This window comes from Streptomyces sp. NPDC007901 (assembly GCF_042959465.1).
Classification (GTDB): domain Bacteria; phylum Actinomycetota; class Actinomycetes; order Streptomycetales; family Streptomycetaceae; genus Streptomyces.
Genome location: NZ_JBIBKW010000022.1, coordinates 126,923 through 152,975, shown reverse-complemented (window position 1 = coordinate 152,975; position 26,053 = coordinate 126,923). Strand labels below are relative to the sequence as shown.

The 26,053-nt window shown below is 73.9% G+C and carries 29 protein-coding genes; 13 read left to right on the top strand and 16 right to left on the bottom strand.

Annotated features, from left to right (window positions below; translation table 11 throughout):
- Window positions 1-15 precede the first annotated feature (15 nt).
- Complete coding sequence (locus tag ACFZDK_RS45205) at window positions 16-489, top strand: MarR family transcriptional regulator (protein ID WP_390982106.1); 474 nt, start codon at window positions 16-18, stop codon at window positions 487-489.
- Window positions 490-557: 68 nt separating this feature from the next.
- On the opposite strand, the gene ACFZDK_RS45200 is transcribed toward ACFZDK_RS45205, so the two are convergent.
- From ACFZDK_RS45200 to ACFZDK_RS45190, 3 genes are read right to left on the bottom strand one after another with little or no spacing between them, the layout of a single operon-like run.
- Complete coding sequence (locus ACFZDK_RS45200) at window positions 558-1,142, bottom strand: hypothetical protein (protein ID WP_390982103.1); 585 nt, start codon at window positions 1,140-1,142, stop codon at window positions 558-560.
- Window positions 1,139-2,635, bottom strand: a complete 1,497-nt coding sequence (locus tag ACFZDK_RS45195; protein ID WP_390982102.1) for an ATP-binding protein — start codon at window positions 2,633-2,635, stop codon at window positions 1,139-1,141. The genes ACFZDK_RS45200 and ACFZDK_RS45195 overlap by 4 nt, the downstream gene beginning before the upstream one ends.
- Window positions 2,632-3,324: a response regulator gene (locus tag ACFZDK_RS45190; protein WP_390982100.1), complete on the bottom strand. Its 693-nt coding sequence runs from the start codon at window positions 3,322-3,324 to the stop codon at window positions 2,632-2,634. Before ACFZDK_RS45190 ends, ACFZDK_RS45195 begins: the two co-directional genes overlap by 4 nt.
- Before the next feature lie 139 nt (window positions 3,325-3,463).
- On the opposite strand from ACFZDK_RS45190, the gene ACFZDK_RS45185 reads away from it, so the two are divergent.
- The gene (locus tag ACFZDK_RS45185; protein WP_390982098.1) at window positions 3,464-4,336 is read left to right on the top strand and encodes a DUF3152 domain-containing protein; all 873 of its coding nucleotides are present in this window, start codon (window positions 3,464-3,466) and stop codon (window positions 4,334-4,336) included.
- Between the two features lie 638 nt (window positions 4,337-4,974).
- On the opposite strand, the gene ACFZDK_RS45180 is transcribed toward ACFZDK_RS45185, so the two are convergent.
- Both ACFZDK_RS45180 and ACFZDK_RS45175 read right to left on the bottom strand, forming a co-directional pair.
- Window positions 4,975-5,364, bottom strand: coding sequence for a cold shock domain-containing protein (locus ACFZDK_RS45180; RefSeq protein ID WP_390982096.1), 390 nt, complete (start codon window positions 5,362-5,364; stop codon window positions 4,975-4,977).
- Between the two features lie 116 nt (window positions 5,365-5,480).
- Window positions 5,481-5,609, bottom strand: a complete 129-nt coding sequence (locus ACFZDK_RS45175; RefSeq protein WP_390982093.1) for a hypothetical protein — start codon at window positions 5,607-5,609, stop codon at window positions 5,481-5,483.
- Window positions 5,610-5,832: 223 nt separating this feature from the next.
- Between ACFZDK_RS45175 and ACFZDK_RS45170 the strand changes: the two genes are divergently transcribed.
- The gene (locus ACFZDK_RS45170; RefSeq protein WP_390982091.1) at window positions 5,833-6,633 is read left to right on the top strand and encodes an SAM-dependent methyltransferase; all 801 of its coding nucleotides are present in this window, start codon (window positions 5,833-5,835) and stop codon (window positions 6,631-6,633) included.
- 25 nt (window positions 6,634-6,658) lie between these two features.
- Here ACFZDK_RS45170 and ACFZDK_RS45165 read toward each other — a convergent pair whose 3' ends face one another.
- The 4 genes from ACFZDK_RS45165 to ACFZDK_RS45150 form a co-directional block, all read right to left on the bottom strand.
- On the bottom strand, window positions 6,659-7,798 hold the full coding sequence (locus tag ACFZDK_RS45165) for a hypothetical protein (protein WP_390982214.1): 1,140 nt from the start codon (window positions 7,796-7,798) through the stop codon (window positions 6,659-6,661).
- 110 nt (window positions 7,799-7,908) lie between these two features.
- Entirely contained in the window at window positions 7,909-9,021 is a 1,113-nt protein-coding gene (locus tag ACFZDK_RS45160) for a glycosyltransferase (RefSeq protein WP_390982088.1), read from the bottom strand.
- 82 nt (window positions 9,022-9,103) lie between these two features.
- On the bottom strand, window positions 9,104-9,658 hold the full coding sequence (locus tag ACFZDK_RS45155) for a hypothetical protein (protein ID WP_390982085.1): 555 nt from the start codon (window positions 9,656-9,658) through the stop codon (window positions 9,104-9,106).
- Between the two features lie 10 nt (window positions 9,659-9,668).
- Window positions 9,669-10,175, bottom strand: coding sequence for a SigE family RNA polymerase sigma factor (locus tag ACFZDK_RS45150; RefSeq protein ID WP_390982083.1), 507 nt, complete (start codon window positions 10,173-10,175; stop codon window positions 9,669-9,671).
- Window positions 10,176-10,385: 210 nt separating this feature from the next.
- Here ACFZDK_RS45150 and ACFZDK_RS45145 point away from each other — a divergent pair, with 210 nt between their 5' ends.
- Genes ACFZDK_RS45145 through ACFZDK_RS45135 form a run of 3 tightly spaced genes read left to right on the top strand, consistent with a single transcriptional unit; the run spans window position 10,386 to window position 14,238 of the window.
- Complete coding sequence (locus tag ACFZDK_RS45145; RefSeq protein WP_390982080.1) at window positions 10,386-11,711, top strand: hypothetical protein; 1,326 nt, start codon at window positions 10,386-10,388, stop codon at window positions 11,709-11,711.
- A 59-nt stretch (window positions 11,712-11,770) separates the two neighbouring features.
- Window positions 11,771-13,000 (top strand): AAA family ATPase, encoded by a 1,230-nt coding sequence (locus ACFZDK_RS45140; RefSeq protein ID WP_390982077.1) that lies wholly within the window; start codon window positions 11,771-11,773, stop codon window positions 12,998-13,000.
- Window positions 12,997-14,238, top strand: a complete 1,242-nt coding sequence (locus tag ACFZDK_RS45135; RefSeq protein WP_390982074.1) for a VWA-like domain-containing protein — start codon at window positions 12,997-12,999, stop codon at window positions 14,236-14,238. The genes ACFZDK_RS45140 and ACFZDK_RS45135 overlap by 4 nt, the downstream gene beginning before the upstream one ends.
- 34 nt (window positions 14,239-14,272) lie before the next feature.
- On the opposite strand, the gene ACFZDK_RS45130 is transcribed toward ACFZDK_RS45135, so the two are convergent.
- A complete protein-coding gene (locus tag ACFZDK_RS45130) occupies window positions 14,273-14,956 on the bottom strand; it encodes a PAS domain-containing protein (protein ID WP_390982072.1) in 684 nt (227 codons plus the stop codon).
- Between the two features lie 110 nt (window positions 14,957-15,066).
- On the opposite strand from ACFZDK_RS45130, the gene ACFZDK_RS45125 reads away from it, so the two are divergent.
- Entirely contained in the window at window positions 15,067-16,035 is a 969-nt protein-coding gene (locus ACFZDK_RS45125; RefSeq protein ID WP_390982069.1) for a threo-3-hydroxy-L-aspartate ammonia-lyase, read from the top strand.
- On the opposite strand, the gene ACFZDK_RS45120 is transcribed toward ACFZDK_RS45125, so the two are convergent.
- The 3 genes from ACFZDK_RS45120 to ACFZDK_RS45110 form a co-directional block, all read right to left on the bottom strand.
- Window positions 16,022-16,345 carry a hypothetical protein gene (locus ACFZDK_RS45120; protein WP_390982066.1) on the bottom strand — a complete coding sequence of 108 codons (324 nt, stop codon included), beginning with the start codon at window positions 16,343-16,345 and terminating at the stop codon, window positions 16,022-16,024. The genes ACFZDK_RS45125 and ACFZDK_RS45120 overlap by 14 nt on opposite strands.
- A 146-nt stretch (window positions 16,346-16,491) precedes the next feature.
- The gene (locus ACFZDK_RS45115; RefSeq protein WP_390982064.1) at window positions 16,492-16,884 is read right to left on the bottom strand and encodes an SCO5389 family protein; all 393 of its coding nucleotides are present in this window, start codon (window positions 16,882-16,884) and stop codon (window positions 16,492-16,494) included.
- A gap of 78 nt (window positions 16,885-16,962) precedes the next feature.
- On the bottom strand, window positions 16,963-17,922 hold the full coding sequence (locus tag ACFZDK_RS45110) for an ATP-binding protein (protein WP_390982061.1): 960 nt from the start codon (window positions 17,920-17,922) through the stop codon (window positions 16,963-16,965).
- A gap of 247 nt (window positions 17,923-18,169) precedes the next feature.
- Here ACFZDK_RS45110 and ACFZDK_RS45105 point away from each other — a divergent pair, with 247 nt between their 5' ends.
- From ACFZDK_RS45105 to ACFZDK_RS45095, 3 genes are read left to right on the top strand one after another with little or no spacing between them, the layout of a single operon-like run.
- Window positions 18,170-19,645, top strand: coding sequence for a cytosine permease (locus ACFZDK_RS45105; RefSeq protein WP_390982058.1), 1,476 nt, complete (start codon window positions 18,170-18,172; stop codon window positions 19,643-19,645).
- Complete coding sequence (locus tag ACFZDK_RS45100; RefSeq protein ID WP_390982055.1) at window positions 19,642-20,208, top strand: isochorismatase family protein; 567 nt, start codon at window positions 19,642-19,644, stop codon at window positions 20,206-20,208. Before ACFZDK_RS45105 ends, ACFZDK_RS45100 begins: the two co-directional genes overlap by 4 nt.
- Window positions 20,205-20,915 carry a Type 1 glutamine amidotransferase-like domain-containing protein gene (locus ACFZDK_RS45095; RefSeq protein WP_390982053.1) on the top strand — a complete coding sequence of 237 codons (711 nt, stop codon included), beginning with the start codon at window positions 20,205-20,207 and terminating at the stop codon, window positions 20,913-20,915. Before ACFZDK_RS45100 ends, ACFZDK_RS45095 begins: the two co-directional genes overlap by 4 nt.
- 6 nt (window positions 20,916-20,921) lie before the next feature.
- On the opposite strand, the gene ACFZDK_RS45090 is transcribed toward ACFZDK_RS45095, so the two are convergent.
- The gene (locus ACFZDK_RS45090; RefSeq protein WP_390982051.1) at window positions 20,922-22,337 is read right to left on the bottom strand and encodes a family 2B encapsulin nanocompartment shell protein; all 1,416 of its coding nucleotides are present in this window, start codon (window positions 22,335-22,337) and stop codon (window positions 20,922-20,924) included.
- Between the two features lie 338 nt (window positions 22,338-22,675).
- On the opposite strand from ACFZDK_RS45090, the gene ACFZDK_RS45085 reads away from it, so the two are divergent.
- The 3 genes from ACFZDK_RS45085 to pqqB all read left to right on the top strand — a co-directional run bounded on the left by ACFZDK_RS45085 (window position 22,676) and on the right by pqqB (window position 25,192).
- Window positions 22,676-23,077 carry an SseB family protein gene (locus ACFZDK_RS45085; protein WP_390982048.1) on the top strand — a complete coding sequence of 134 codons (402 nt, stop codon included), beginning with the start codon at window positions 22,676-22,678 and terminating at the stop codon, window positions 23,075-23,077.
- Window positions 23,078-23,126: 49 nt separating this feature from the next.
- Window positions 23,127-24,239 (top strand): hypothetical protein, encoded by a 1,113-nt coding sequence (locus ACFZDK_RS45080; protein WP_390982046.1) that lies wholly within the window; start codon window positions 23,127-23,129, stop codon window positions 24,237-24,239.
- A 62-nt stretch (window positions 24,240-24,301) separates the two neighbouring features.
- Complete coding sequence (pqqB, locus tag ACFZDK_RS45075) at window positions 24,302-25,192, top strand: pyrroloquinoline quinone biosynthesis protein PqqB (protein ID WP_390982044.1); 891 nt, start codon at window positions 24,302-24,304, stop codon at window positions 25,190-25,192.
- 7 nt (window positions 25,193-25,199) lie between these two features.
- Here the strand turns inward: pqqB and ACFZDK_RS45070 are convergent, their stop codons facing one another.
- Both ACFZDK_RS45070 and ACFZDK_RS45065 read right to left on the bottom strand, forming a co-directional pair.
- The gene (locus tag ACFZDK_RS45070; protein ID WP_390982041.1) at window positions 25,200-25,598 is read right to left on the bottom strand and encodes a MarR family transcriptional regulator; all 399 of its coding nucleotides are present in this window, start codon (window positions 25,596-25,598) and stop codon (window positions 25,200-25,202) included.
- 84 nt (window positions 25,599-25,682) lie between these two features.
- Window positions 25,683-26,033: a VOC family protein gene (locus ACFZDK_RS45065; protein WP_390982039.1), complete on the bottom strand. Its 351-nt coding sequence runs from the start codon at window positions 26,031-26,033 to the stop codon at window positions 25,683-25,685.
- Between the last annotated feature and the right edge of the window lie 20 nt (window positions 26,034-26,053).

Sequence of the window (26,053 nt, the reverse complement as noted above, 5' to 3'; positions counted from 1 at the left end):
GGGGGTGGCGGCACGATGGCAGCGCGACGGAAGGACTACCCCACCGCTGAGGAACTGCGGATCTGGCGGGACTTCATCGAGGCGACGGAGGTGCTCCGCTCCGAGCTCTCCTCCCGCCTGCAGCACGAGAGCGCCCTGTCGTCCGGCGACTACGCCGTGCTCCTCGCGTTGCGGGAGTCGGACGGGCGGCGCCTGCGCTCCTCCGAGCTGGCCGTCCGGGTCGGCTGGGAGCGCAGTCGGCTCTCGCACCAGATCGGGCGCATGGAGCGGCGGGGACTGATCCGGCGCGAGGAGTGCGCCACCGACAGCCGGGGCGCCGAGGTGGTGCTCACACCCGAGGGCGCGGAGGCCTTCCGAAACGCGTCCCTTCCTCATCTGCGCGCCGTACGCGAACTGTTCGTCTCCGCACTCACCCCGGACCAGCTCACCGCGGCGGAACAGATCGCCACGGCCCTGCGGACCCGGCTCGCGGCGTCGCGCGACACCTGACCGCCAGGGCGGTGCGGCGAGTCGGCGGACCTCCGTAGACGGGCGCCGCTGAGGAGCGTCCGGGCCGGTCAGACGGCGGGGCAGCGCGCGGAGGCGCCCCCGATGCGCCGGCCGTCCGCCGCCGTGACCGTCACCGGATCGGGTTCGGCATCGGGGGCGGCCACGCGCTGTGCCGCGTCGGCCGTGCAGACGAGCTGCGCCGCCGCGAGCCCGGGATCCCCCAACTCGCGTGCCGGTACCGACAGTTCGACGGAGATCCGGTGGTCGCGGACCGTCACCGTCACGAGGTCCGCCGAGCCGGTCGCCTCCGGTACGGCGGAGGCGGCGCCGCCGGTGACCGGGGCCGCGGGGACCGCCGTCGGCAGTCCGGCGCGCAGCGGCAGCCGGGTGGTCAGCCCCTTGCCGAGCTCCGCGTCGGTCGGGCCCCGCAGCAGGTCCCGCAGCGCCGACTCGACGTCACCCGGCGCGTCGGTCCCGCGCCGGACCCCGACCAGGGCACCGTCCCGCACGAAGTACAGCCGTGTCGTCGGCACGACCCCGACGGCGGGACCGCCCGCCTGCACCACACCGGTCGTGGGGATCCCGCACGAGGCCAGGGCGCACACAGCCACCGGCCACAGCAGCGCGGAGCGGGCCGCGCGTCGCCAGGTCACCACTGGTCCTCCCGAGGCGGCTCGTCGGCCGGCAGGGGCAGCCGCACCGTGAAGACGGCACCCCCCTCGGGCCGGTTCGCGGCGCGGACGGTGCCGCCGTGCACCCGGACGTTCTCCGCGGTGATCGCGAGGCCCAGCCCGCTGCCCTCGGTGCGGGTGCGGGCGGCGTCCGACTTGTAGAACCGCTCGAAGACGTACGGCAGGACGTCGTCCGGGATGCCCGGCCCGCTGTCCAGCACCTCGATCACCGCGACCCGCGCCCCGCCGGACTCCCCGGCCTCGTGCAGACGCAGGGTCACGGGCCGGGCGCCGTGCCGCAGGGCGTTGCCGACCAGGTTGGCGACGACGACGTCCAGACGGCGCGGGTCGACCCGGCCGCGCAGGGTGCCGGGGGCCGGCAGGTCACCGTCGACCTGGCCGGTCCAGGCGCGGGCGTCGAGCGTGCGCCGCAGCGACTCGGCGAGATCGATCTCGTCCAGGTGCGGTACGGCGGCACCCGCGTCGAAGCGGGAGATCTCCATGAGGTCGTCCACCAGCCGGGCCAGCTTCACGGTCTCCTCGCTGATCAGGCGGACGGCGGTGGCGGTGTCCGGGTCCAGGCGGGCGGCGTCCTCGTCGAGGACGTCGGTGACGGCGGACATGGCGGCGAGCGGGGTGCGCAGTTCGTGCGACACGTCGGCGGCGAACCGGCGGGCCCGGGCCTCCATGCCGCGCAGCTCGGCCACCGACTTCTCCAGCGCGGCGGCCGTCTCGTTGAACGTGTGGGACAGATCGGCGAGTTCGTCGGACCCGTCGACGGCGAGCCGGGTGTCGAGGTGTCCCTCGGCGATGCTGCGGGTGGCGCGGCGCAGGGCCCGTACCGGGCGCAGCACCCCGCGCGCGGCGAGCAGCGCCAGCAGCACGGCGAGCGTCAGCGCGGGCACGGCGGCCCGTTCGGCGGCGGTGACCAGGGCGTCGACGTATGCGCGTTCCGTGGTCTGCGGCACCGTCAGGAAGACATGTATCCCGGAGGCGTACACGCCCTTGGCGGGGGCCTCGGCGAAGGTGACCGACATGCCGACGACGAGCGCGGTGCGGTCGCCGACGGCCACCCGCTGGAACACGGTGGCCATCCCGGACTCCACGGACCCGCGCAGCGCGGGCGTCAGCTCCCGGAAGGGGTCGCCGGGGACGGAGGTGGCGCTCAGACCGCCGTACGTGACCAGGACCCGCCAGCTCCCGGAGGGGTCGGCGCGGGCCACCTCCGCCGCCAGCCGCCCCAGTTCCCCCTGGCCCGGCGGGAAGGCGAGGTCCGGGGCGAGGCGGCCGACCTGGGCGCGCAGCTGCTGGATCACCGCGTCCTGGCTCTGCTGGAGCACGCCGGTGCGGGCCTCGCGGAAGGTCAGGGCGCCGGTGGTGGCCGCCGTGACGGCGGCGACGAGCGTGAAGGCGAGCACCAGCCGGACCCGCAGGCCGCGCAGTTGGGGGAGCCGGGGACGCCGGAGGCCTCTCACCGCGCCGCGAAGCGGTAGCCGAAGCCGCGCACGGTCTGGATGTACCGCGGCTCGCGCGGAGGCTCGCCCAGCTTCGCGCGCAGCCGCCGGACGCAGGCGTCCACCAGCCGGGCGTCCCCGTGGTAGCTGTGCTCCCAGACCGCCTCCAGCAACTGCTGACGGCTGAACACCTGGCCGGGCGAGGCGGACAGCAGGAGCAGCAGGCGGAGTTCGGACGGGGCGAGCGGGACCGGTTCGCCGCCGCGGGTGACCGAGAGCCCGGCCCGGTCGACCGTCAGGTCCCCGTAGGTGTCGATCTTCGGTATGCCGCCCTCGGCGGGCGGCCCGCCCGCGCGGCGCAGCACCGCACGGATCCGCGCCTCCAGCACCCGCGCCCGCACGGGCTTGACCACGTAGTCGTCGGCGCCCGCTTCCAGCCCCACGACGATGTCCTCGTCGTCGCCGCGCGCGGTCGCCATGACGATCGGCAGCGTCGGGTCGAGGGCGCGGATCCGCCGGCACACGTCGAGGCCGGGCAGCCCGGGCAGCATGAGGTCCAGCACCACGACGTCCGGCCGGAAGGACCGTACCCGTTCCAGCCCGTCCTCCCCGGTCGCGACGGCGGCGGCCTCGTGACCCTGGCGGCGCAGGGCGAGGGCCACCCCCTCCCGCACGGCACGGTCGTCTTCGATCAGCAGAACGCGTGGCATGCGCTCAGTATCCGCAGGGGATCCGCACAGCTGTGCGTTTGTTACGGGATGATCATATAGTCGCGCGGCATCCCGTCCGTTATCTCTTCGTTATCGTTTGCGCCAGGTCCGATCACATTCCGATCACAGCCTGACGGTCATGACCACGCGTACCGCACGTTCCTCCCGTGGCCGTCGCCGCGGCGGCTCCTCGCACGCCGTCGCCCGCAGGCGGTCGTACAAGGGGCCGCTCTGGGGAGTCCTGGCCGCGCTGACCGTCCTGGGGGCCGCCGGGTTCGTGGCCGTGGACGGGAGCTCGTCCGGTACGGGCGCTCGGAGCGGGCCCACCGAGCGGGCCCGGTCCGGCCGTCTCGGCTCCACCGCGCCGACGTCCGCCCCGCCCACCACCTCCGCCTCCCCGAGCCCGCACACCTCGCCCACCCCCACCCCCACCCCCACCCCCGACATCCCGGCCACGGGACCGGGCACGTTCATCACCGCGGCCGGCGGCAGCGGTGCGGTCGGGTCGGGAACCGTCCTGCGCTACCGGGTCGACGTCGAGACCGGTATCAACCTGTCGCCGACGGACGTCGCCCGGCAGGTCGACCGGATCCTGGCCGACCCGCGCGGCTGGACCGCCGACGGCCGCTCGGCCTTCGAGCGGGTGTCGAGCGGTCCGGCCGACTTCGTGGTCCGGGTGGCGACCCCCGGGACGGTGGACAAGATCTGCGGGCAGTACGGGCTGGACACCGGAGGCGAGGTCAACTGCGACGTGGCGAAGAACGTCATGGTGAACCTCCGCCGCTGGCTGCTGGCGACCCCCGTCTACGCCCACCGGGTCAAGGACTACCGGGCTCTGATCATCAACCACGAGGTCGGCCACTTCCTCGGCCACGGCCACGTCGGCTGCCCCGGCGCGGGGCGGCCGGCCCCCGTGATGATGCAGCAGATCAAGGGCATGCACGGCTGCCTGCCCAACGTCTGGCCCTACGACGACCGGGGGCGGTACGTGACCGGGCCGGCCGTGTCCTGACCCGGGCGTTCCCGGGATGACCGCCCCGGCGGGCCCACAGCACCGGGCGCGGCTGCATGGCCGGCAGCGGCCGGGGATGGAAGAGCCGCGGCCGGTGCACCCGGCCGGACTCGTCCAGCGTCATCAGCCAGGCCACCGCGGCGGATCGCCATGGACACCCAGGCGGTGGCGCCCAGCCGGACGAAGGAGAGGGCGTCGGACTGGTCCTTCAGGGCCGAGCCGGGGTCCGCGAGGGAGACGGCGCCGATCACGACGAAGTACACGATGGTGCCGGCCTCCAGGACCGCCGTCGAGGTCGACCCCCCGACGGCGGTCCTGGAGCAGGAGCAGCACCCCCGAGACGAGACCGCCGAGCGCACCCCGGCGCCAGTCGAGGAATTCCGACACGACACCGGCGACGATCCAGGGGGTTCCTTGCGGAACGAATTGGACGGCCCCGGAGGGGGGGTGCTCCGCGGCCGTTCGTGACCGACGCCGACTGGATGCACGGGACGCGCCAAGGTTCGATGGCAAGGATGTGGCCCTCGTCACGTCACGTCCGCCGGTGTGGTGAGCGGCGTGATGCGCGCGAGGGCGTGACACGACGACGGGCGCCGGAAAGTCCGACGCCCGTACATCCGCGCTGTGTTGTGAGCGGGTCAGCCCTCGATCCAGCCGTGGTTCTTCGCGAACTGGGCCAGCGCGCCGCGGACCCGCACGATCTCCTCGGCGGTGAGCGTGGGCGCCGACGCCAGCAGCGTCTCGGTGACCTCGCGGGTGAACTCCTCCGCGCTGAGCAGGTCGCACAGCGAGTCGTCGTCCGGGCCGAGCGTCCTGACGTCGGCTCCTCGGGCGAGCCGCACGCCGGCCGCCTTCGGCCCGCGCTCACCGGCCTCGATCTCGAACTCCACCGCCACGCCGGGGCGGACGTACGACTCCGACATCTGCATGTCGTTCACATGCAGGAAGACGTCCTCCCCGCCACCGTCCGGAGCGATGAACCCGTACCCGCGCGAGCTGTCGAACCGCACCACACGACCAGTGACCATGAGAAACCCCCAACCAAACCAAACCGGGCCACCTGCCCGGACACCTGGACCCGATGGTAGTCAAGACGGCCGCGGTCGGGCGACTCCCCCCACCAGTCGCCGCCGGTGGCGCCCCGTCAGGCGTCCGGGACGGCTTCCCCGGCCCCGGTGAGCTGGGTCATCAGCGACTCGGTGTCCGAGGCGATCCACTCCTCCGCGAGAAGGCCGTCGGCGACGCGGTGGAGCTCGGTGCCGGAGTACTCCACGGTGCGGCCGTTCGGCGAAGTCCTCCGTCATCACGGTGTTTTCCTCTCTTTGCCGGTGCCACCCTCAGCGGAAACCGTGACGTCGCGGCAGGGCCGACCGCGCTTCGGCGGCCGCCGTCCGGCAGGGGGAACTCGGTGCGCGGGCACCGAAGTTGATGTGTAAGGCTGTCGCCAGCCGTCGGTGGGCCAAGGGGAGCCGGGGCGGTCGTTGAGAGGAGCGCACGTGACGCAGGACGGCATCGGGTCCGTGGAGATCGACACCAGCAAGCCGCATCCGGCCCGGATCTACGACTACCTGCTGGGCGGCAAGGACAACTACGAGGTGGACCGCAAGGCCGGCGACCAGCTCGCCACCGTCGCGCCCGAGGTCTGGATCTCCGTACGGGCCAACCGCGGCTTCCTGCAGCGGGCCGTCCGGCATGTCATCCAGAGCGGCGTCCGTCAGATCCTCGACGTCGGCGCCGGGCTGCCCACCTCGCCGAACGTGCACGAGATAGCCCAGGAGCTGGCCGCGGACGTCCGCGTCGCCTATGTCGACAACGACCCGATCGTGAAGGCCCACGGCGACGCGCTGCTCAGCCGGGCCGGCACCACCAGCATCGTCCTGGCCGACCTGCGCGACCCGCAGTCCGTCGTGGACCACCCCGAGGTCCGCCGGATCATCGACTTCGGGCAGCCGGTGGCCCTGTTCCTGGTCGCCATCCTCCACTTCGTCCGGGACGAGGAGGAGCCCGAGCGGATCGTGGCCACCCTGCGCGACGCCCTCCCGGCCGGCAGCTTCCTGGTGCTCTCCCACGCCACGGACGACTTCGCCGACGACCGCAGCGACGCCCAGGCCGTCTACAACAACGCGACCGCGACGATGAACCTGCGCCCCCGCGCCCGGGTCGAGGGATTCTTCGAGGGGTTCGAGCTGGTCGAACCCGGCGTGACCCAGGTCCCGTTCTGGCGTCCGGACGCCACCCCGCCGGAGGGGTCCGAGCAGATCGGCTTCTACGGCGGGGTGGCGGTCAAGAAGGACTGAGCCGCCGCTGGGCCGGGCGCGGTCGCTAGGGCACTCCGAGCTCGAACAGGGCGTAGCCCGCGTACGAGCCGGAGGCCAGCGCGGCCATGCCCAGCACAAGGCACAGACAGGGCAGGCTGATCCGGCGCAGCGCCACCGCGAGCGGGACGAACAGCGGGAAGGCGGGCAGCAGATAGCGCGAGACGTTCGCGAAGTACTGCTGGCTGCCCAGCACCAGGGCCAGGGTGAGCACCGTGTGGACGACCAGCACGGCCGGCGGCCGCAGCCGGAACAGCAGCGGCAGCAGCGCGAGGTCCAGCAGGACGACCCCGACTCCGATGACGTCCGCGAAGGGGAGCGCGAAGAGATACGAGAAGTGGCCCACGGGGACGGACGTCAGGACGTCCAGGGTCTGCCTGCCGTAGTCGAACTCGTGCCCCCACGCGCCTGATTGCAGCCTGAAGTAGCCGCCGTAGTCGCCCATGCGGTGGCCCACCCAGCCCAGGTAGCCGAACAGGCCCAGCGGGGCGATGAGCAGGGCGGTCAGCGGACGGGCGACGCCGTCCTCGCGGCGGCGCAGCGCGAGCAGCGCGGCCAGGGCGAGCGCGGCGATCAGCGCGACCGCGGTGGGGCGGTTGAGACCGGCGGCGAAGGTCAGGACACCGGCGGTGAGCCAGCGGCGGGTCAGCACGGCGTACAGGGCCCAGGCGGCGAGTGCCACGTACAGCGAGTCGGAGTACACCGCCCACTCCACACCGGAGCCCGGCCACACGGCCCACAGCCCGGCCGCCGCCGGCCCCGCCCGCCGGCCCCCGAACCAGTCGGCGACTGCGGAGATGCCCAGCGCCGCCGCGAACGAGGCCACCACCGACACCAGCAGCCCGGCACCGAACGGGCCGAGCCCCGTGACCTCCATCGCCACCCGCATCAGCGCCGGGTAGAGCGGAAAGAACGCGGCCGAGTTGCCCTGCAGGGTGATCAGGCCGGTGGCGCCGGGGACCGGGACCAGCGCGGGGTGGTAGCCGTGCAGGGCGATCTGCTGGTACCACCAGCCGTCCCAGGTACCCAGCACGTCCCAGACGTGCGCGCCGCCGCCGAAGCGCGGATGCTTCTTGCGGAAGTCGCCGGCCGAGTCCAGCAGATACATGAACGAACCGAAGCCGACGAGCTTCAGGACGCCGTACATCGCGAGCGCCGGGCCGTAGCGGCGGATGCGCTCCCGGAAGCCGGGCGCTTCCGGAATCCCGGAGGCGGGTGCCGCGGGCAGCGTCGGGAGCGGGGTGTCCACGGGGGTCGTCATGGGGCCGTGAGCTCCGTCCGGTTCCGCCCGGACGCCGACCGTGCCAGGACGAGGGGCAGGTGGACGGCGGCGAGCACGGCGAGTTCGGCGCGGTGTCCGGCGGTGGGCACCGCGTGCCGCAGGGCGGCGAGCGCCCCGGCGGTGAGGGCCAGCCGGGTGGCCAGGGCGGGCGGCGGGAGCGGGCCGCACACCGTCTGCCCGACGACCCAACAGGCCAGCAGTGAAAGGGCGTTGACCACCTGCGCGTCGGCGGCCGGGCGCAGCGCCGCGTACAGGAGGAGGTGCGTGAGCGCGACGAGGACCGCCGGTGCCAGGAACGGCCGTCCCCGGCGGGGCAGCGTGCCCCGGGCCAGTGCCCGTCCGAGCCGCGCGATGCCGCGCAGGTCGGCGAGGGCCGTGGACAGCAGCGCGACCCGGCTGTCCGGGTCGTCCACCCAGTCGACCGGCACCTCGTGGATCCGCAGCCCGGCCCGCTCCGCGACCACCAGCAGCTCGGTGTCGAAGAACCATGCGGAGTCCCGTACCAGCGGCAGCAGTTGCTCCGCCGCCTCCCGCCGTACGGCCTTGAACCCGCACTGTGCGTCCGAGAACCCCACGGACAGGGTGCAGCGCAGCAGGATGTTGTAGCAGCGGGAGATCACCTCCCGCCGGGGCCCGCGCACCACCCGGGAGCCGGGCGCCAGCCGGGTGCCGACGGCGAGGTCGGAGTGGCCCGAGAGCAGCGGGGCGACGAGCGGCAGCAGCGCCGTCAGCCCGGTCGACAGGTCCACGTCCAGATAGGCGACGACCGGCGCCGACGAGCCCGACCAGGCGGCCCGCAGCGCCCGGCCGCGGCCCTTCTCGGCCAGCCGTAGGAACGCCACCTCGGGCAGTTCGGCCGCGAGTCGCGCCGCGACGACGGGGGTGGTGTCGGTGCTGGCGTTGTCGGCGATGGTGATCCGGAAGGGGTACGGGAACGTCTCGCGCAGATGGGCGTGGAGCCGGCGCACGCTCGGCTCCAGGTCCCGCTCCTCGTTGAACACCGGAACGGCCAGGTCGAGGACTGGCTCGTCGGGGTGTGGGAGGGGCTGGGAAGCCGCGATCGGCAGGGTGACCTGAGGGTGTTTCATGGCGTTCTTTCGCATTCGTTCTCGATTTCGGGGCATGCCGAGGGCACACCCGGCGAGGGGGTGGGGGACGGGGGACCGCCGGCTAGCCGGCCGAGCCGACCGAGGCCGACGCGCCGCCCGACGGGTCGGATCCCTCGGTCACGGGCGCCGACGGCGGTGACGTGGTGGCGGTGTCGCCCCCGGACGTGCCCCGTGTGGCGCCCTGGGTCGTGCTCGGGTCCGCCGTCGCCGTCGCGGACGGGGTCGACGAGGAGGCCGTATACCCGTCGATGGCCGTCGGGGTGTCCTCGGGCGTGGACGTGTTCGTGTGCGGCGGGGCCGAGGTCGTGGCGCCGGAGGACGGTGCGCTGGGGGAGGGGCCCGGAGCCGGAGCCGTGGTCGAGCCGGGAGTGGGGCTGACGGTGGGCCACGGGTGGGGCGCGCTCGGCTCGTCGCGGGCGTCCGCGTGCGGCCACAGGAAGAGGCCCAGGCCGAGCCCCGCGACCGCGAGGACACCGCCGGCCGCCCGCCGGGCCGCCCGGGCGCGCCGCCGCGCCCGCACCCCGGCCCGCAGCCGCTCCCGGTGCCGGGGCTGGAACGCCGTCGCCTCCCGGTCGTCCCGCATCAACCGCGTCAACTGCCGTTCGAAGTGATCCATGACCTCTCCCTCAGCCGACCGGCTCGATGACGTCCGACAGCAGCTCCCGCAGCCGGGCCACCCCCCGCGCCGCGTGCGACCGGGCGGTGCCCACCGGGCACCCCAGCACCTCGGCGACCTGCCGGTCCGGCAGGTCCTGGTAGTAGCGCAGGACGACCGCGGCCCGCTGACGCGGGGTCAGCAGCGCCAGCGCGGCCTCCAGCCGGGACCGCTCGGCGACGAGCGCCGACATGTCACCGGCCGCCGCGACCTCGGGCAGCTCCTCCACGGGGCGCTCGCCCCACCACCGCCGCCGCGCCGAGCGCGCCGCCGCCCGGGCCAGCACCGTGCGGACGTACGCCTCCGGCGCCTCGTCGGCGATCTTCGGCCAGACGAACCACAACTTGACCAAGGACTCCTGCAACAGATCCTCGGCCCGATGCCGATCGCCACCGGTGAGCAGACGCGCCAGATGGAACAACCCCGACCAGCGGGCCGCCACGAACTCGTCGTACTCACCGGCCCGAGCCTGCTCCATTCCCACGGTCCCCGCTCTCCCCGGCTGCCTACACCTGGGAAAAGGCCCTGGAGCCCGCGGAACGCTGCACCTGACCGGGGTGATCCGCGTCACGCGCGGACCGGGGCAGTAATTGGCTCGCCGACGGGGGAGGGGACGTCGTACGCTCCCCGTGATGACCACTCACTCTGTTCACAGAATGGGGGTCCCGTCCGCGCAAGGTGAGTGCTGATGGCCACTCATCCCGCGCACGGGGACACCCGTCTCTCCCTCTGGCAGCGTGTACGGGAGTTCGCCGTACCGCCCGCCATGATCGACACCGCGACCGCCCGCCGGACCGCCGGGGACTGGGCGGGCGCCTGTGCCGCCGCCGGCTTCGACGTCGATCTCGACCTGCGCCGCCTGGCCCGCACCCGGGGCCGGGACGTGGTGCGGCGGATCCGGGCCGACCTGCGGGGGCTCGCTCCCGACCTGCTGCGCTGGCACCTGCCGAGGGTCGCCCCCGACGGGCTGCTGCGGCCCGGGCTGACCGTCGCGCTCGCCCGCCACGACGTCGGCGACAGCTCCCTGTATCTCGTCGCCCGGACACCACCGGCCTGGGCGGACGCCGGGCAGCGGATCAGCCTGGCGCTCTGGGACGGCACGCCGGGCGAGCCCGCCGCCCGGGGGCATCCGCACCCGCGGCCCAGCCGGCGGTTCCGCTTCGACCTGCACCGCCACCTCTGGCACGCGGGCGTCGCCGGCGACCTGCGGACCCGCTCCGGCGCCGACCAGCCCGCCGACGGCGAACCGTCGCCGTGCGCCACCGGCCGCTGGGCGGACGAGGCCCGGATCGTGCTGCGCGCCGAAGGACGGGGCAGCGGAAGCGTCGTCGTACGCCTGGGCGGCCGGCAGCGGCTCGCCCTGCACGTCACGGCCGACGGAACGGCGACCACCGGCACCGGGGGCAAGGACACCGGCGCGCTGCCGGTGCTGCCCGACGCGGCGACCTGGATCCTCCCCGACCTGGAACTGCTGCGCGCCGGACTGATCGACGCCGACCGGCTGCACCCGCTGGTCGCCGCCGCGCTCGTCCCCGGTCACGTACCGGCCGCCCGCGACCGGCGCCCGGACCCGGCCGGGCAGGCCCGCCTCGTGGAGTGCCGGGGCGCCCGGCACCGGATCGGCCTGGTCGACGGGGTGCTGTCCCCGCTGGACCACCCCCCGGACGAACTGCGGCGGGAGGAGCTGCTGATGGCGTTCGGCGGCCCCCCGCTGCCCTGTCTGCGGGTCATCGACGCGGCACACCGCCGCCCGGACTGCCTCACCGGCGTCCGCGAACGCCTCGACCACGGGGACGTCGCCGGCGCGCTCGCCGTCGTGGAGGAGCTGCTGGGCCCCGAAGCCGTCCTGCGGGACGGCCCGTTGAAGGACGAACTGGAGTCGGCCGCGCGACGGCGCATCGACTACGGCCTCTACCGGGCGGGCCTCGCCGGATCCCGCGACGCACCCGTCCGCACCCGGCACCGCGAGCGCCGCGACCCCCGCCTGGGCCCACGCCCCGCCGGCCGGCGCTGAGTCCCACCCCTTTGCCTTCTCGCACCCCCTTGCCTTCTCACACCCCAAGGTGATCAGACATGCCCACCCGAATTACTGACCAACTCGCCGTCGCGGACTCCCTGTTGACCCTGCTCGGCGACTCCTCCACCGAACCCCGCACCGACATCCAGCTGGAGGCGCTCACCCTCGCCGTCGCCGCCGACCTGCCCGTCCTGCTGTGGGGCGAGCCCGGCATCGGCAAGACCGCCGCCCTCACCCAGCTGGCCGAGACCCTCGAACTGCCGCTGACCACCGTGATCGCCAGCGTGCACGAGCCGTCCGACTTCTCCGGGCTGCCCGTCGTGGGGGACGACCCCGCCGTCCAGGGCGTCCCGATGGCCCCGCCGGACTGGGCGATCCGGCTGGTGAAGGCCGGCCGGGGCCTGCTGTTCCTCGACGAACTGTCCACCGCGCCCCCGGCCGTGCAGGCCGCCCTCCTCCGGCTGGTCCTGGAGCGGCGTGTCGGCGCCCTGCGACTCCCGCCCGGCGTACGGATCGTGGCCGCCGCCAACCCGCGGTCCTCCGCGGCCGACGGCTGGGAGCTGAGCCCTCCGCTGGCCAACCGTTTCGTGCACCTGCAGTGGGCCCACGACCACGAGGTCGTCGTACGCGGCCTCGGCGGCACCTGGCCCCGGGCCACCCTGCCCCGGCTCGACCCGCAACGGCTGCCCGCCGCCGTGGACTTCGCGCGCCGCGCGGTGTGCGGCCTGCTCGCCACCCGCCCCACGCTCGTGCACCGCCTGCCGAGCGGTGAGGTCCGCCGGGGCGGCGCCTGGCCCTCGCCCCGCAGCTGGGACATGACCCTGCGCCTGGTCGCCTTCGCGCACGCCGCCGGATCCTCCCGGGACGTGCTCTCCCTACTGGTCAGGGGCACGGTGGGGGACGGTCCAGGGCTCGAACTCCTGGCGAGCGTCGACCGGTTGGAACTCCCGGACCCCGAGACCCTGCTCGCCGACCCCGGCGCCGCCGACCTGCCCGAGCGCGGCGACCTGCGCCAGGCCGTCCTCGACGGCGTGGTCGCCGCGGTCCGCGAACGGCCGGATCGGGCCCGCTGGGAGGCGGCCTGGGCGGTGCTGGTCCGCGCGCTGGACACCGGAGCCCCCGACCTGGTGGTCGTCCCCGCCACCACCCTGGCCGCGCTCCGCCGCGACGACTGGGACGTCCCGGCCGAGATCGAGCGGCTGGCCGGAGCGGTGTCCGTGTCCCGACGCGCCGACCGGGCCGCGGGCCGGGCCGCCGAGCGGATCACGGCGAAGGCGGGCCGATGACCGCGGACCCGACCGGGGCACTGGACCTCGACAAGCTCTACGCCGCCCGGCTGCAGGCCGCCCGGGCCCGCCCCTACCTGGCGACGGCGCTGTTCGCCCTGCACGTCGTGGAGTCGCGCCAGGTGCCGACCATGGCCGTCGACGCCCACTGGCGGTGCTATGTCTCGCCCGCGTTCGTCGACCTGATGCCGGAGGAGGACCTGGCCGGGGTGTGGGTGCACGAGGTGTCGCACCTGTTGCGCGAGCACCACGCGCGCAGCGACCGGGTAGCCCGGGAACGCGGCCTGACCGGGGCCGGCGAACGGCTCCGGATGAACATCGCGGCCGACCTGGAGATCAACGACGACGCCTACGGCGACGGACTCGTCCAGCCCCGGGGCGCCGTCCGGCCGCACATGCTGCGGCTGACCGATGGCCAGTTGATGGAGGACTACCTGCGTGAGTTCCGGCTCGGACCGCTCACCCAGGACATCGCCTGGCTGGACTGCGGCAGCGGCGCCGACGGCCGGGCCCGGGAGTGGGACCTGGGTCCCGACGGCGCACACGGCCTGAGCGACCAGGAACGCGACGGAGTCCGGTTCCGGGTGGCCCAGGCCATCACCGGCCGCCCGGGCAGCGCCCCGCAGGGCTGGCGGCGCTGGGCGGAGGAGGTGTTCCATCCACCCCAGCCCTGGCGGGAGTTGCTGGGCGCGGCCGTCCGCTCGGCTACCTCCGCCGCGGGCGCCGGCGACGACTACAGTTACGGCCGCCCCTCGCGCCGCTCGGCCGGCCTGCCCGGGGTGGTCCTGCCCAGCCTGCGCCGCCGCCCGCCCCGGGTCTCCGTCGTCATCGACACCTCCGGCTCCGTCAGCGACGCCGAACTGGGCAGCGCCCTGCTGGAGGTGGCCGCCATCGCCCGCGCAGTCGGCGGCCGTCGCGACCTGGTCAGCGTGGTGTCCTGCGACGCGGCCGCCCGGACCGCGCATCCGCTGTGCCGCGCGGAGGGGATTCCCCTGGTGGGCGGCGGCGGTACGGACCTGCGCGCGGGCTTCGCCACGGCGCTGCGCGGGCGGCCGGCACCGGACGTGGTGGTGGCCCTCACCGACGGGCAGACCCCCTGGCCCGAGGCACAGCCCCCGTGCCGGACGGTGGTCGGGCTGTTTCCCCGTCCGCACACCGGCACGGCGTACCGCGAGTCCGACCCCGACTACGTACCGGACGCACCGCCCGCCTGGGCACGGGTCGTCGAGATCGGGTGACGCCGCCGGCCGGCGTGAGGGGCCTCGGGGGCGGTCAGCCGGTGCGGGTCGCGCCCAGGTAGGTGTAGGCGGAGGCCCGGGAGATGCCGAGGCGTGCGGCGACCTGCTGGACCGCCCCGCGCACCGCGAAGACGCCCTGCCGGTCGAGGTCGCGGAAGAGCTCCAGGCGTTCGGCGCGGGTGAGTTGGGGCCAGGGCTTGTTCTGGCGGAGCTGGCGGGCGTCGACGATCGAGTCCAGTACGGCCGTGATGTCGTCGCCGAACGTCGTGGTCGGCGCCGTCTCGGGCACGGCGGTGACCCCGGCGAGGCCGCCGAGCAGCGTGTGCGCCTGGCTCACCGCGGTGACGTCGAGGTTCACGCACAGCGCCCCGAACGCCGTACCGGCCGAGTCGCGCAGCACCATCGTGGAGGACTTGACCAGCTTCCCGTCCCGGGTGCGGGTGAGGTAGTTCAGCTCGTCGGCCGCCTCGTCCCCGGCCGCCAGCAGCTTCATGCCGATCTCGCTCATCGACCCGCCGACCCCGCGGCCCGTGACCGACCCGGCGAGGGCGACCACGGACCGCTCCGGGCGCCGGAAGTCGTGGATCACGACCTCGCAGAAGGAGCCGAAGGTCGCCACGATGCCGTCGACGACCGGGGTCAGCGCCGTGATGATCGCGTCCTGCTCGGCCCGCGCGGTGGCCCCGCCGCCCGCCGCCGCTGCCGGTCCGTGTGCCATGGATACCCCCGCCGGGATCGGGTCTGGACTTCCTGTCCAGATGATAGACAATAATTCCAGACGACCGACGCCCATCCGGTGCTCGCCGGCGCCCGGAACGGAGGACGAAGATGACCGACACCCCGCCCATGACCCTCCGGGACGTGCACGACGCGGCCGCGCGGATCAAGGGAGTGGCCCACCGCACCCCCGTACTGCGTTCGCGTACCCTGGACGAGCTGGTCGGCGCCGAGGTCTTCCTGAAGTGCGAGAACCTCCAGCGCATCGGCGCGTTCAAGTTCCGGGGCGCCTACAACGCCGCGTCCCGGCTCTCCGCCGCGCAGCTGGCCAAGGGCATCGCCGCCTACTCCTCGGGCAACCACGCCCAGGCCGTCGCCCTCGCCGCCCGCGAACTCGGCACCACCGCCGTCATCGTGATGCCCGAGGACACCCCGCGCGCCAAGCTGGAGGCGACCGCCGGCTACGGCGCGGAGATCGTGACGTACGACCGCTACACCGGCGACCGGGTCGCGATCGGCGAGGCCCTCGCCGCCGACCGCGGGCTCGCGCTCATCCCGCCGTACGAGCACCCGCACGTCATCGCCGGCCAGGGCACGGCCGCTCTCGAACTCATCGAGGAGGTGGGTGAGTTGGACGCCCTGGTGGTGCCCGTCGGGGGCGGTGGGCTGATCGCGGGCAGCGCCACCGCCGCCAAGGGGCTGCTGCCCGGGATCCGGGTCGTCGGGGTCGAGCCGGAGGCCGGCGACGACACCAGGCGGTCGCTGGCGGCGGGGCACCGGGTGTCGATCCCGGTGCCGAGGACCATCGCCGACGGCCAGGCGGCCGACATCCCCGGCGAGCTGACCTTCTCCGTCAACCGGCGTCTGGTGGACGACATCTCGCTGGTGAGCGACGAGCAGATCCGGGACGCGATGCGGTTCGCCTTCGAGCGTCTGAAGACCGTCGTGGAGCCGAGCGGCGCCAGCGGTCTGGCCGCGCTGCTCGCCCGCCGGGTGACGCCGCTGCCGCGCCGGATCGGGGTCGTCCTGTCCGGCGGCAACGTGGGCGCGGAGCGGTTCGCCGAGATCATCGCGGGCTGAGTGGGCTGGGCGGGCTGAGCGGGCGGAGGTGGAGGAACCCCGGCGGGGTGCCTCCACCCGGGGTGCGGGCGCGGGCCTGCTCGTCCGCTGGACGCGGACGGCGCGGGATGCACAGGGCGCACAGGGCGCCGAAGAAGACCACCGCGACCCCGACCCACACGGCAGGGTGCAGTCCGTCGACGAACTGCTGCGGGCCCTCGGTGCTGCCGTAGGTCACGAACACCGTGCTCAGGGCGGCGATCCCGAGGGCCATCAGCCGGCCGCCGCCGACCTTGTCCGTGATCAGACCGGCCACCCGGGTCACGAACATCGGCGTCAGCGTCCAAACGGGGGGCGCGGGGCACGATCTGGAGGTACTGGGCGAGCAGCAGCGGCCGCAGAGCTTCCCCCCGGCGGGCTCGTTGACCTGGTGGATGGTCTGCCGGGCGGCCCTCGTGGAGCCGCCCGGCGGACGGCTCAGCAGTCGCGGAACTCCGGTGACTGGTTGAGGATCTGCGAGCGCGCCGAGGTGAAGCGGGTGTGCGTCTCCCCGCCCCGCGCCCCGGACGGGAACACCGCGACCCGGTGGCAGTTCTGGAAGGCGAGGGCGACCCCGAAGTGCCGTTCCAGACTGCTCCGGATCGCGTCGGAGGACAGCGCCCGCAGCAGCTGCCCGCGCTCCCTCTCCGAGGGCGGCGGGGTCTGGTTGTCGGCGAACTCGGCGGTTCCGCCGCGCAGTTCGGTGGTCAGCCGGGCGATGAGGTCGTACGCGTACGGCAGGGACGTACGGACGGTTTCCACGAAGTCCTCCTCCCGCACCGAACCGGTCTCGGCTTCGGCGAGCAACTGCGGGGAGACGTCGAGCGACATGGGCGATGGCCCTTTCTTTTCAGGGGGTATTCGGAGGGGGGGCAGTCGGAGGGGGTGGCGTGAACGAGAAGGTCGGTTTCAGGCGTACGCGGGCAGCGCCGCAGGACCGTGCCGGAACTCCGGGTCGACCTGGTCGGCCAGGTTCTGGCCGGTGGCGGCGTCGGCCCAGGCGGTGGCGTTGCGCAGATGGAACTCCACGGCGTGCCGCTGGAAGACGTCCCAGTCCTTGCCGCGCGCGTCCACGGCGGCCCGCAGCCGGTCCAGGGCCCGGGAGTTGTCCGGCTCCAGCGCACCGCCCGCGCGGCCCTGCTCCTGCGCGCGGACGTGCGGCGACAGCCCGCAGTGGGTCAGCAGGTCGTCGCCGACCCGCTCGCGCAGGAAGGCGAGGTCGTCCGCGCCGGTCACCTTGTTGCCGACCACGGCGACCGGGATCCCGAACTCGGCCGCGTGGTCCCGGTACTGGCGGTACACGGACAGGCTCTTGCGGGTCGGCTCGACCACCAGGAACGTCATGTCGAAGCGGGTGAACAGACCGGAGGCGAAGGCGTCGGCGCCCGCCGTCATGTCGACGACCACGTACTCGCCCGGCCCGTCCACCAGATGGTTGAGGTACAGCTCCACCGCGCCCAGCTTGGAGTGGTAGCAGGCCACCCCGAGGTCGCTCTCGGCGAACGCCCCGGTGACCATCAGCGGAACGCCGCCGACCTCCTGGACGTGGTGGGAGTGCACCTCGTCGTCGCCCAGCAGGCGCAGCAGCCGGGAGCCGCGGCCGGGCGGGGTCGTCTTGACCATGGCCTCCCGGGACGCGATCCGCGGGTTCGTGCCGCGCAGGTAGTCCTTGATCTCGCCGGTCCGCGCGCTCAGCGGCGGCGCGCCGAACGGCTCGTCCTCGTCGAGGCCGAGGGCGTGGGCCAGGTGCTGGTTGATGTCGCCGTCGATGGCGACGACCGGCGCGCCGGAGAGCGCCAGATGCCGGGTGAACAGGGCCGACAGGGTGGTCTTGCCGCTGCCGCCCTTCCCGACGAAGGCCACGCGCATCGCTAGTCGCCCCTCCTGTTGAAAATGGATTTCATGACCATAGGTTGGGGCGGGGCCCTGGCGGTGTCAAATCGGGGTGGGCCAATCGGGTTGCCGGCCCCCACAGTTGACGGAGCCGCAGGTCCCGGTGGGTGCGCCGGCCGTGCCCGGGTCCGGCGCACCCCGCCGTCGGCTGATCAATTCGCCTTGACCCCCGAGATCGGCCGACCTAGCCTCCAGCCAACACACCTGGACGGATGGGTCGACGATGGCGGACACACGGGAACCCGGCAGACAGCTCCAGGTCGAGACCCACGGGCTCGACGTGATCGGCGACGCCGACCGCAAAGGCACCCCGCGCACGCTGTTCTGGCCCTGGTTCGGCGCCAACGTCTCCGTCCTGGGGCTGAGCTACGGCGCCTTCGCACTCGGCTTCGGCATCTCCTTCTGGCAGGCGCTGGCCGCAGGAGTCCTCGGCATCCTCGCCTCCTTCCTGCTCTGCGGCTTCATCGCGGTCGCCGGAAAGCGCGGCTCGGCGCCCACCATGGTCCTGAGCCGGGCCGCCTACGGCGTGCGCGGCAACCGGCTGCCCTCGGTCGTCTCCTGGGTGCTCACCGTCGGCTGGGAGACCGTCCTCATCGCCCTCGCCACCATGGCCACCGCGACCGTCTTCACCCGGCTTGGCTGGGGCGGCGGCACCGAGACCGAGGTGGTCGCCCTGATAGTCGTCTGCGCCCTGACCGTGGTCGGCGGGGTGATGGGCTTCGACCTGATCATGCGGCTGCAGACCGTGATCACGGTGATCACCGGCGTGCTCACGATCGTCTACGTCGTCCTGGTCGCCGACCACATCCACTGGGCCACCGTCAGCGCCGTCCCGGCCGGCTCCGCCCAGGAGTTCATCGGCGCGCTGGTGTTCATGATGACCGGCTTCGGCCTCGGCTGGGTCAACGCGGCCGCCGACTACTCCCGCTACCTGCCCCGGACCTCCTCCAGCCGGGGCGTGATCGGCTGGACCACCTTCGGCGGCTCCGTCGCCCCGCTCCTCCTGCTGCTCTTCGGCCTCCTGCTCGCGGGCTCCTCCCCGGCCCTGAACAAGGCGATCGCCGCCGACCCCATCGGCGCGCTGACCACCATCCTCCCCACCTGGTTCCTGGTGCCCTTCGCCGTCGTCGCCGTCCTCGGCCTGGTGGGCGGCGCGGTCCTGGACATCTACTCCTCGGGCCTCGCCCTGCTCTCCGCGGGCCTGCCCGTGCCCCGCTACCTGGCCGCCCTGGTCGACGGCGTCCTGATGATCGCCGGCTCGGTCTACATCGTCTTCTTCGCCGACGACTTCCTCGGCCAGTTCATGGGCTTCCTCACCACCCTCGGCGTGCCGATCGCCGCCTGGTGCGGCGTCATGCTCGCCGACCTGGCTCTGCGCCGCCGCGATTACGACGAGGCGGACCTCTACCGCCCCGCCGGCCGCTACGGCGACGTACCGCTTGCGCCGCTGCTCCTCACCCTCGCCGCCACCGCGCTCGGCTGGGGCCTGGTCACCAACACCGCCGCGAGCTGGCTGACCTGGCAGGGCTATCTGCTCGGCCCGCTCGGCCTCGGCGGCAAGTCCGGCGCCTGGGCGTACGCCAACCTGGGCGTCCTGGCCGCCCTGGCGCTCGGCTTCCTCGGCACCCTGGCCCTGGCCCGCGGCCGGGTCCGCGCCCAGGAGGCCGAGCCGCCGAGTGCACCGGTGACGGCCGTATGAACGCCGCGCCCGCCCCGCCCGGCCTGCTGGCCGTCATCGACATGCAGCACGTCTTCGCCGACCCCGCCGGCCCCTGGGCCGCCCCGCGCTACACCGAGGCGGCGGCGGGCGTACGACGCCTGCTCCCGGCCTTCGCGCACCGCACCGTCTTCACCCGCTTCATCGCCCCCGAGCACCCCACCGGCGCCTGGCAGGCCTACTACGCGCAGTGGCCCTTCGCGCTCCAGCCCCCGGACGCCGAACTCTGGCGCCTCACCGGCGACTTGGCCGAGCAGGCCGAAGTCGTCCTGGACGCCCCGACGTTCGGCAAGTGGACCCCCGAACTCGCCGCCCTCACCGCCCCGCACGGCCGGCTGGTCCTCACCGGCGTCAGCACCGACTGCTGTGTCCTGTCCACCGCCCTGCCGGCGGCCGACGCCGGGACCGAGGTCGTGGTCGTCGCCGACGCCTGCGCGGGAGCGGACGACGACTCCCACGCGAAGGCGCTGCACCTGATGGACCTGTACCGCCCGTTGATCCGGGTGACGACGGTCGCCGAACTCCTCGGGGAGCCGGGCCCATGACCGGTCGGCTGGTCCTGCTCGGCGGCGGTTTCTCCACGGACGACGACGGCCTGCTCGACGACTGGGCCCTCGCCCACGCCCGCGTCCGCCGCCCTCGGGTCTGCTTCCTGCCCACCGCCAGCGGCGACGCCGAGGCCTACGTCGAGCGGTTCCGCGCCCTCTTCGGCCCGCGCACCGACTGCGAACCGTCCGTACTGTCCCTGTTCCGCAGAGAGCTGGACGACTCCGCGCTCCGCGGCCACCTGCTGGCCCAGGACGTCGTGTACGTCGGCGGCGGCAACACCGCCAACCTGCTCGCCGTCTGGCGCGCGCACGGCGTGGACCGGCTGCTGCGCGAGGCCTACGCGGGCGGGACCCTGCTGTGCGGCATCAGCGCGGGCGCCAACTGCTGGGCCGAGGGCTCGCACACCGACTCCTTCGGACCGCTGACCCACCTGACCGACGGACTCGGGCTGCTGCCCGGCTCCGTCTGCCCGCACTACGACGGCGAGCCGGGCCGCCGCCCGTCCTACCGGCAGGCCGTGGCCCAGGGACGGTTGCCCGCCGGGTGGGCCCTGGACGACGGGGCGGCCGCGCTCTTCACCGACGGGGAGCTCACGGAGACGGTGAGCCGGGTGCCCGGCGCCCGGCTGTACCGGGTGTCGCCGGACGGCTCGGGCGGTGTCCATGAGCGGCCCGAGCCGAGCCGGCTGCTCACCCCGGGGTGAGGCGGCTCAGTCCCGGCGCGACACCTCCACGTTCTCCAGCACGCCGAGGGCGTCGGGGACCAGGACGGCGGCCGAGTAGTAGGTGCTGACCAGGTAGGAGATGACCGCCTGCTCGTTGATGCCCATGAAACGGACGTTCAGGCCCGGCTCCACCTCGTCCGGCAGACCCGTCTGGAAGAGGCCGACCACACCCTGGTTCTCCTCGCCGACGCGCATCGCGATGATGGAGGAGGTGCGGGCCTGCGAGACCGGGATCTTGCCGCAGGGCAGCAGCGGCACACCGCGCCAGGCCGGCAGATGGTGGCCGTTGAAGTCCACACTGCCGAAGTACAGACCGCGCTTGTTGCACTCCCGGCCGAACGCGGCGATCGCCCTCGGATGCGCGAACAGGTGGGTCGTGTCGCGGCGCATGCCGAGCAGCTCGTCCAGGTCGTCCGGGGTCGGCGGACCCGAGTGGGTGGAGATCCGCTGGTCGTAGTCGGCGTTGTGGAGCAGCCCGAAGTCCCGGTTGTTGACCAGCTCGTGCTCCTGGCGCTCCCGCAGCACCTGCACGGTGAGCCGGAGTTGCTGCTCGGTCTGGTTCATCGGCCGGTTGTAGAGGTCGGCCACCCGGGAGTGCACGCGCAACACGGTCTGGGCCACGCTCAGTTCGTACTCGCGCGGATCGAGCTCGTAGTCCACGAAGGTGTGCGGGATGTCCGGCTCGCCGACATGGCCCGCGCTCAGCGCGACCTCCGCCTCGCCGAAGGCGTTGGTGTCCCGGTGCCCGTCCGGACCCGCCAGCTCCACGTGCGCCCGCAGGTCGGCGTGGAGCCCCGCCACCTCCAGGTACGCGGTGTGCGGCAGCGCCAGCACGGTCGTGGCCGTCGCCGCGCGGGCCGTGAAGTCCCAGACGCCGTCCGGCCCGGCGAGCACATGGCCGCCGAAGGCGTCGCCGTCCGCGAGGAGCCCGACGACCGCCTCGTCGCCGTACGGGCCCTCGCCGATCTGCTCCACCTTGCCGTGCGCGACCAGATACACATGGTCGGCCGGACGCCCGGCCGACACGATCACCTGCCCCGGCGAGTACTCCCGCTGCTCGAACCGGGCCGCCAGCGCCTGCAGCGCCGTGCCGTCCTCGAAGCCCCGCAGCAACGGCAGTTCGCCCAGCTCGGCGGGGATCACGCTGACCTGCGCCCCGGTCCGTACGAAGGTCACCCGGCCGTCGCCGACCAGGTACGACAGCCGGCGGTTGACCCGGTACGTGCCGCCGGGCACGTCCACCCAGGGCAGGGTGCGGGTCAGCCACCGGGAGCTGATCTCCTGCATCTGGGGTTCGGACTTGGTCGTCGTCGTGAGGTTCCGCGCCGCGGCGGTACCGAGGCTCTGCTGCTCCCGCTCCTCGGCGTCCGCCGCGGGTGCCGTACCGGTCTCGACCGACATGACTTTCCTTCTCTCCTGTCGCACGGGTGACGGACCGTATGCGGACCGTCACCTTCCGCGGCTACCCCTACCCCCGGACACGCGCGGGGAGTGCCGCCGGGGGACGGAGCGCGAGGCACGTGCCAGCGGGAACCGCCTCCGCACCACCCCCCGTTCCGCCGCGGCCACCCGGTCGGGCGGTTTGCGGCCGGAACACCGCCGCCACTGCCCCGTAAGCCCACCCGAAGGCCCTGGTGGTCCCGGCGCATGCCCCGGCCCGGACCGGGTACGCGTGCCGTGGCCGCCCGGCGCCCTGCCGGACCCCGCGGCCCGTACCACCACCTACCTGGGGATCTGCCATGGAGACACCCGCACACGACGACATCCCGACGCCGGCCCAGCGGGCGCTCGACACGCTGGCCGTGAACGCCGAGGACCGCACCGCCCTGGACACGCTCGCGCACAGCGACGTGCTGGTCCCGGTGCCGGACGACGCCGGGGAGGCCGCCGACCCCGCGATGATCGCGCTGCCCGTCCTGGAACGGCCCGACGGCGACCCCGTCGTCCCCGTGTTCACCTCGGAAGGGGAGCTGACCGGCCTGCTGCCGACGGTCTCCCGCTACCGGGTGGTCCCGCTCGGCGCGCTCGCCTCGCAGTGGCCCGAGGAGAACCTCTCCCTCGCCATCGACGGCAGCTCGGCGCACGCCCTGACGCTCACCTCGGAGGGAGTGCGCACCCTGCTCGCCCGGCCGGCGGGCTGACCCGGGGCTCCGGTCACCGCACGCCCGCCCCGCGGGCCAGAATGGCGCCATGGAATGGATCTCGGGGGTGGCCGGAGGACTGGTACTGATCCTGGTCCTGCGCAGCATCCTGCGCACCCTCGTGGTCCCCAGGGGCCTGTACTCCGTGCTGGTGTACCGGCTGTGGTCGACCCTGCGCCGGGTGCTCTGCCTGGTCGCGCACCGGGGTGGCTACCGCGCCATCGACCGCGTCCAGACCTGGCTCGCCCCGCTGATGCTGATCGGCATGCTCGCCGCCTGGCTGGGCGGGGCGTTCCTCGGCTTCGGAATGCTGCTGTACGCGTTCTCCCCGCTGTCCTGGAGCACCGCGTTCCGGGAGGCCGGCTCCAGCCTGTTCACCCTGGGCTTCGCCAACGGCGCCCGGCTGCGGCTGTCCGCGCTGGACTTCGTGGCCGCCGCCACCGGCCCGGTCGTCATCGCCCTGCAGATCGCCTACCTGCCGACTCTGTACGCCGCCTACAACCGCCGCGAACTGGAGGTCACCCTCCTGCAGTCCCGGGCCGGCGAGCCCGCCTGGGGCCCGGAGATCCTCGCCCGGCAGTGGCTGGTCGACACCGAGACCGCGCTGCCCGAGCTGTACCGGTCCTGGGAGCGGCTGGCCGCGGACATGGGGGAGAGCCACGCCACCTACCCGGTGCTGCTGGCGTTCCGCTCGCCCCGCCCCTACCGCAGCTGGCTCGTCGGCCTGATCGCCGTCATGGACGCGGCCGCCCTCCAGCTGGCGCTCACCCCGCGCACCGCCCCGCCGGAGGCCCGGCTGGTTCTGCGCGCCGGCTTCACCGCGCTGCGCGACATCGCCGCCTCCGTACGGGCGGACTTCGACACCGACCCGGCCCCGGACACCCCCATCCAGCTGACCTACGCGGAGTTCGAGGCGGCCGTGGCCATGCTGGAGAAGACGGGCTTCCACGCCGAGCGCGGCACCGCGCAGGCCTGGCCGCACTTCCACGGCTGGCGGGTCAACTATGAGGCCGTGGCCTACGACCTGTGCCGCCGCTGCGACGCCGTACCGGCGCTGTGGACCGGACCGCGCGACTTCGCTTCGGAGCCGATCCCGCCGCGGCGGCCGGTGGACCGGCAGCCTCCCGAAGGACGGCCGGAAGTTCCCCCCACCCGCGGGTAGCGCGGCCCGTCCTGAGGGAAGATCCCAGCAGGGGCCGGGGAGACCGAGAGGGGCGGATCGTCGTGAGGGTCGTCCTGCTGGGCACCGCCGCCGGCGGCGGTTTTCCGCAGTGGAACTGCGCCTGCGGGCTGTGCGCCGCCGCCCGGGACGGCAAGCTGCCCTCCCGCGGCCAGGAGTGCGTGGCGCTGACCGGCAACGGCCGGGACTGGTGGCTGCTGAACGCCTCCCCGGACATCCATGCCCAGCTCACCGCCACCGCCGCCCTGTGGCCGGGACCGGGCGCCCGGGACACCCCGCTGCGCGGTGTGCTGCTCACCGACGCGGAGGCCGACCACGTCACCGGCCTGACCGTGCTGCGCGGGGCGCCGGACCTCAAGGTCTACGCGGCACCGCCGGTCCTGACGGTCCTGGCCCCGGTCCGCGGCGCCCTCGACCGCTACGCCCCCTGGCAGTGGGCCGACAGCATGGCGGACGGCGGCTTCGTGCTGGCCGGCGGCCTGGTCGTGACCGCCCACCCGGTCGGCGCCAAGGCCCCCAAGTACGTCCCGGCCGCGCTCGCCGAGGCCGACGGCCGCTGGGTCACGGCGTACCGCATCGAGGACCTGGCCACCGGGGGAGTCCTGCTCTACGCCCCCTGCGTCGGCGCCTGGAGCGACGTCCTGGACGAGCTGTGCGCGGAGGCCGACTGCGTCCTGCTGGACGGCACCTTCTTCAGCGCCGACGAGATGGGCACGGCGGTCCGCTCGGGTCCCGGCCAGGCGGCCATGGGCCATCTCCCGGTCTCCGGCCCGCACGGCAGCCTGGCCGCCCTGGCCCGGCATCCCCGCACCCGCCGGATCTACACCCACCTCAACAACACGAACCCGCTGGTCGACCCGGCCTCCCGGGCCCGCGCCCAGGTGGCGCGGGAAGGCGTCGAGGTCCCACCGGACGGCATCGAGTTCCTGCTCTAGCCGGCCGTCAGCCGACCGGACCCGCCAGCATCCGCTCCAGCGCGGCCCGCTGCAGCGGCCGTACCTCGGCGTGCAGGCCGCGCCCCTTCGCCGTCAGCGCCACCCACACGCCCCGCCGGTCCTCGACGCAGACCGACCGCTCCACCAGGCCGTCCTTCTCCAGTCGCCCGATCAGGCGGGACAGCGCGCTCTGGCTCAGATGGACCCGCCCCACCAGGTTCTGCACCCGGCAGTGGTCGCCCTCGGCGGGCGACTCGCCGGCCAGCAGATCGAGCACCTCGAAGTCGCTCGCGCCCAGCCCGTAGGGATGCAGCACCCGGTCGATCTCGCACATCGTGCGCGCATGCACCGACAGGATGTCCCGCCACTGTTCCTCGAGCCGGGCCTCGGCCGTCTTGACTGCCATACCCGCACGGTAGCACCGATCCGGCCAATCGTTGAGTGTGCAACTAGTGCGGGTGCAAGCAGTCCTCCGACGGCGGTACGACGCTCAGGCGACCGGGTCCTGGAGCAGCCCCACCATGTTGCCGTCGGCGTCCTTCACCGACGCGACCAGCCGCCCGTTGCCGACGTCCCGCGCGTCCTGCACCAGCTCCGCCCCGGCCGCCACCAGCGCCGCGAGCCGCTCCCGCAGATCCGTCACATGCCAGAACGGCGTCGGCCCCGTCAGCCCCTGCGCGTGCCCGTTCGGGTCCAGCCCGACATCCTGCCCGGCGGCCTTGTACCCGATGTAGTAGGGGGTGTCGGCGTACGGCTCGACGCCCAGCAGCGCACCGAACACGGCCTTGGCCTGCTCCACGTCCTTCACGGGGTAGATGATCGTCTGGATGCCTGCGGTCATGGGACGTTCTCCTTCTGGGA

What these genes read in the sequence shown, in the direction of transcription:
- ACFZDK_RS45065 (WP_390982039.1), bottom strand. Translation starts at nt 26,033, where the DNA reads ATGACCGCAGGCATCCAGACGATCATCTACCCCGTGAAGGACGTGGAG.
- ACFZDK_RS45090 (WP_390982051.1), bottom strand. Translation starts at nt 22,337, where the DNA reads ATGTCGGTCGAGACCGGTACGGCACCCGCGGCGGACGCCGAGGAGCGG.
- ACFZDK_RS45180 (WP_390982096.1), bottom strand. Translation starts at nt 5,364, where the DNA reads ATGGTCACTGGTCGTGTGGTGCGGTTCGACAGCTCGCGCGGGTACGGG.
- ACFZDK_RS45185 (WP_390982098.1), top strand. Translation starts at nt 3,464, where the DNA reads ATGACCACGCGTACCGCACGTTCCTCCCGTGGCCGTCGCCGCGGCGGC.
- ACFZDK_RS45135 (WP_390982074.1), top strand. Translation starts at nt 12,997, where the DNA reads ATGACCGCGGACCCGACCGGGGCACTGGACCTCGACAAGCTCTACGCC.
- ACFZDK_RS45125 (WP_390982069.1), top strand. Translation starts at nt 15,067, where the DNA reads ATGACCGACACCCCGCCCATGACCCTCCGGGACGTGCACGACGCGGCC.
- ACFZDK_RS45130 (WP_390982072.1), bottom strand. Translation starts at nt 14,956, where the DNA reads ATGGCACACGGACCGGCAGCGGCGGCGGGCGGCGGGGCCACCGCGCGG.
- ACFZDK_RS45145 (WP_390982080.1), top strand. Translation starts at nt 10,386, where the DNA reads ATGGCCACTCATCCCGCGCACGGGGACACCCGTCTCTCCCTCTGGCAG.
- ACFZDK_RS45080 (WP_390982046.1), top strand. Translation starts at nt 23,127, where the DNA reads ATGGAATGGATCTCGGGGGTGGCCGGAGGACTGGTACTGATCCTGGTC.
- ACFZDK_RS45095 (WP_390982053.1), top strand. Translation starts at nt 20,205, where the DNA reads ATGACCGGTCGGCTGGTCCTGCTCGGCGGCGGTTTCTCCACGGACGAC.
- ACFZDK_RS45100 (WP_390982055.1), top strand. Translation starts at nt 19,642, where the DNA reads ATGAACGCCGCGCCCGCCCCGCCCGGCCTGCTGGCCGTCATCGACATG.
- ACFZDK_RS45120 (WP_390982066.1), bottom strand. Translation starts at nt 16,345, where the DNA reads ATGTTCGTGACCCGGGTGGCCGGTCTGATCACGGACAAGGTCGGCGGC.
- ACFZDK_RS45140 (WP_390982077.1), top strand. Translation starts at nt 11,771, where the DNA reads ATGCCCACCCGAATTACTGACCAACTCGCCGTCGCGGACTCCCTGTTG.
- ACFZDK_RS45155 (WP_390982085.1), bottom strand. Translation starts at nt 9,658, where the DNA reads ATGGATCACTTCGAACGGCAGTTGACGCGGTTGATGCGGGACGACCGG.
- ACFZDK_RS45115 (WP_390982064.1), bottom strand. Translation starts at nt 16,884, where the DNA reads ATGTCGCTCGACGTCTCCCCGCAGTTGCTCGCCGAAGCCGAGACCGGT.
- ACFZDK_RS45105 (WP_390982058.1), top strand. Translation starts at nt 18,170, where the DNA reads ATGGCGGACACACGGGAACCCGGCAGACAGCTCCAGGTCGAGACCCAC.
- ACFZDK_RS45070 (WP_390982041.1), bottom strand. Translation starts at nt 25,598, where the DNA reads ATGGCAGTCAAGACGGCCGAGGCCCGGCTCGAGGAACAGTGGCGGGAC.
- ACFZDK_RS45085 (WP_390982048.1), top strand. Translation starts at nt 22,676, where the DNA reads ATGGAGACACCCGCACACGACGACATCCCGACGCCGGCCCAGCGGGCG.
- ACFZDK_RS45160 (WP_390982088.1), bottom strand. Translation starts at nt 9,021, where the DNA reads ATGAAACACCCTCAGGTCACCCTGCCGATCGCGGCTTCCCAGCCCCTC.
- ACFZDK_RS45150 (WP_390982083.1), bottom strand. Translation starts at nt 10,175, where the DNA reads ATGGAGCAGGCTCGGGCCGGTGAGTACGACGAGTTCGTGGCGGCCCGC.
- ACFZDK_RS45165 (WP_390982214.1), bottom strand. Translation starts at nt 7,798, where the DNA reads ATGTACGGCGTCCTGAAGCTCGTCGGCTTCGGTTCGTTCATGTATCTG.
- ACFZDK_RS45110 (WP_390982061.1), bottom strand. Translation starts at nt 17,922, where the DNA reads ATGCGCGTGGCCTTCGTCGGGAAGGGCGGCAGCGGCAAGACCACCCTG.
- ACFZDK_RS45190 (WP_390982100.1), bottom strand. Translation starts at nt 3,324, where the DNA reads ATGCCACGCGTTCTGCTGATCGAAGACGACCGTGCCGTGCGGGAGGGG.
- ACFZDK_RS45205 (WP_390982106.1), top strand. Translation starts at nt 16, where the DNA reads ATGGCAGCGCGACGGAAGGACTACCCCACCGCTGAGGAACTGCGGATC.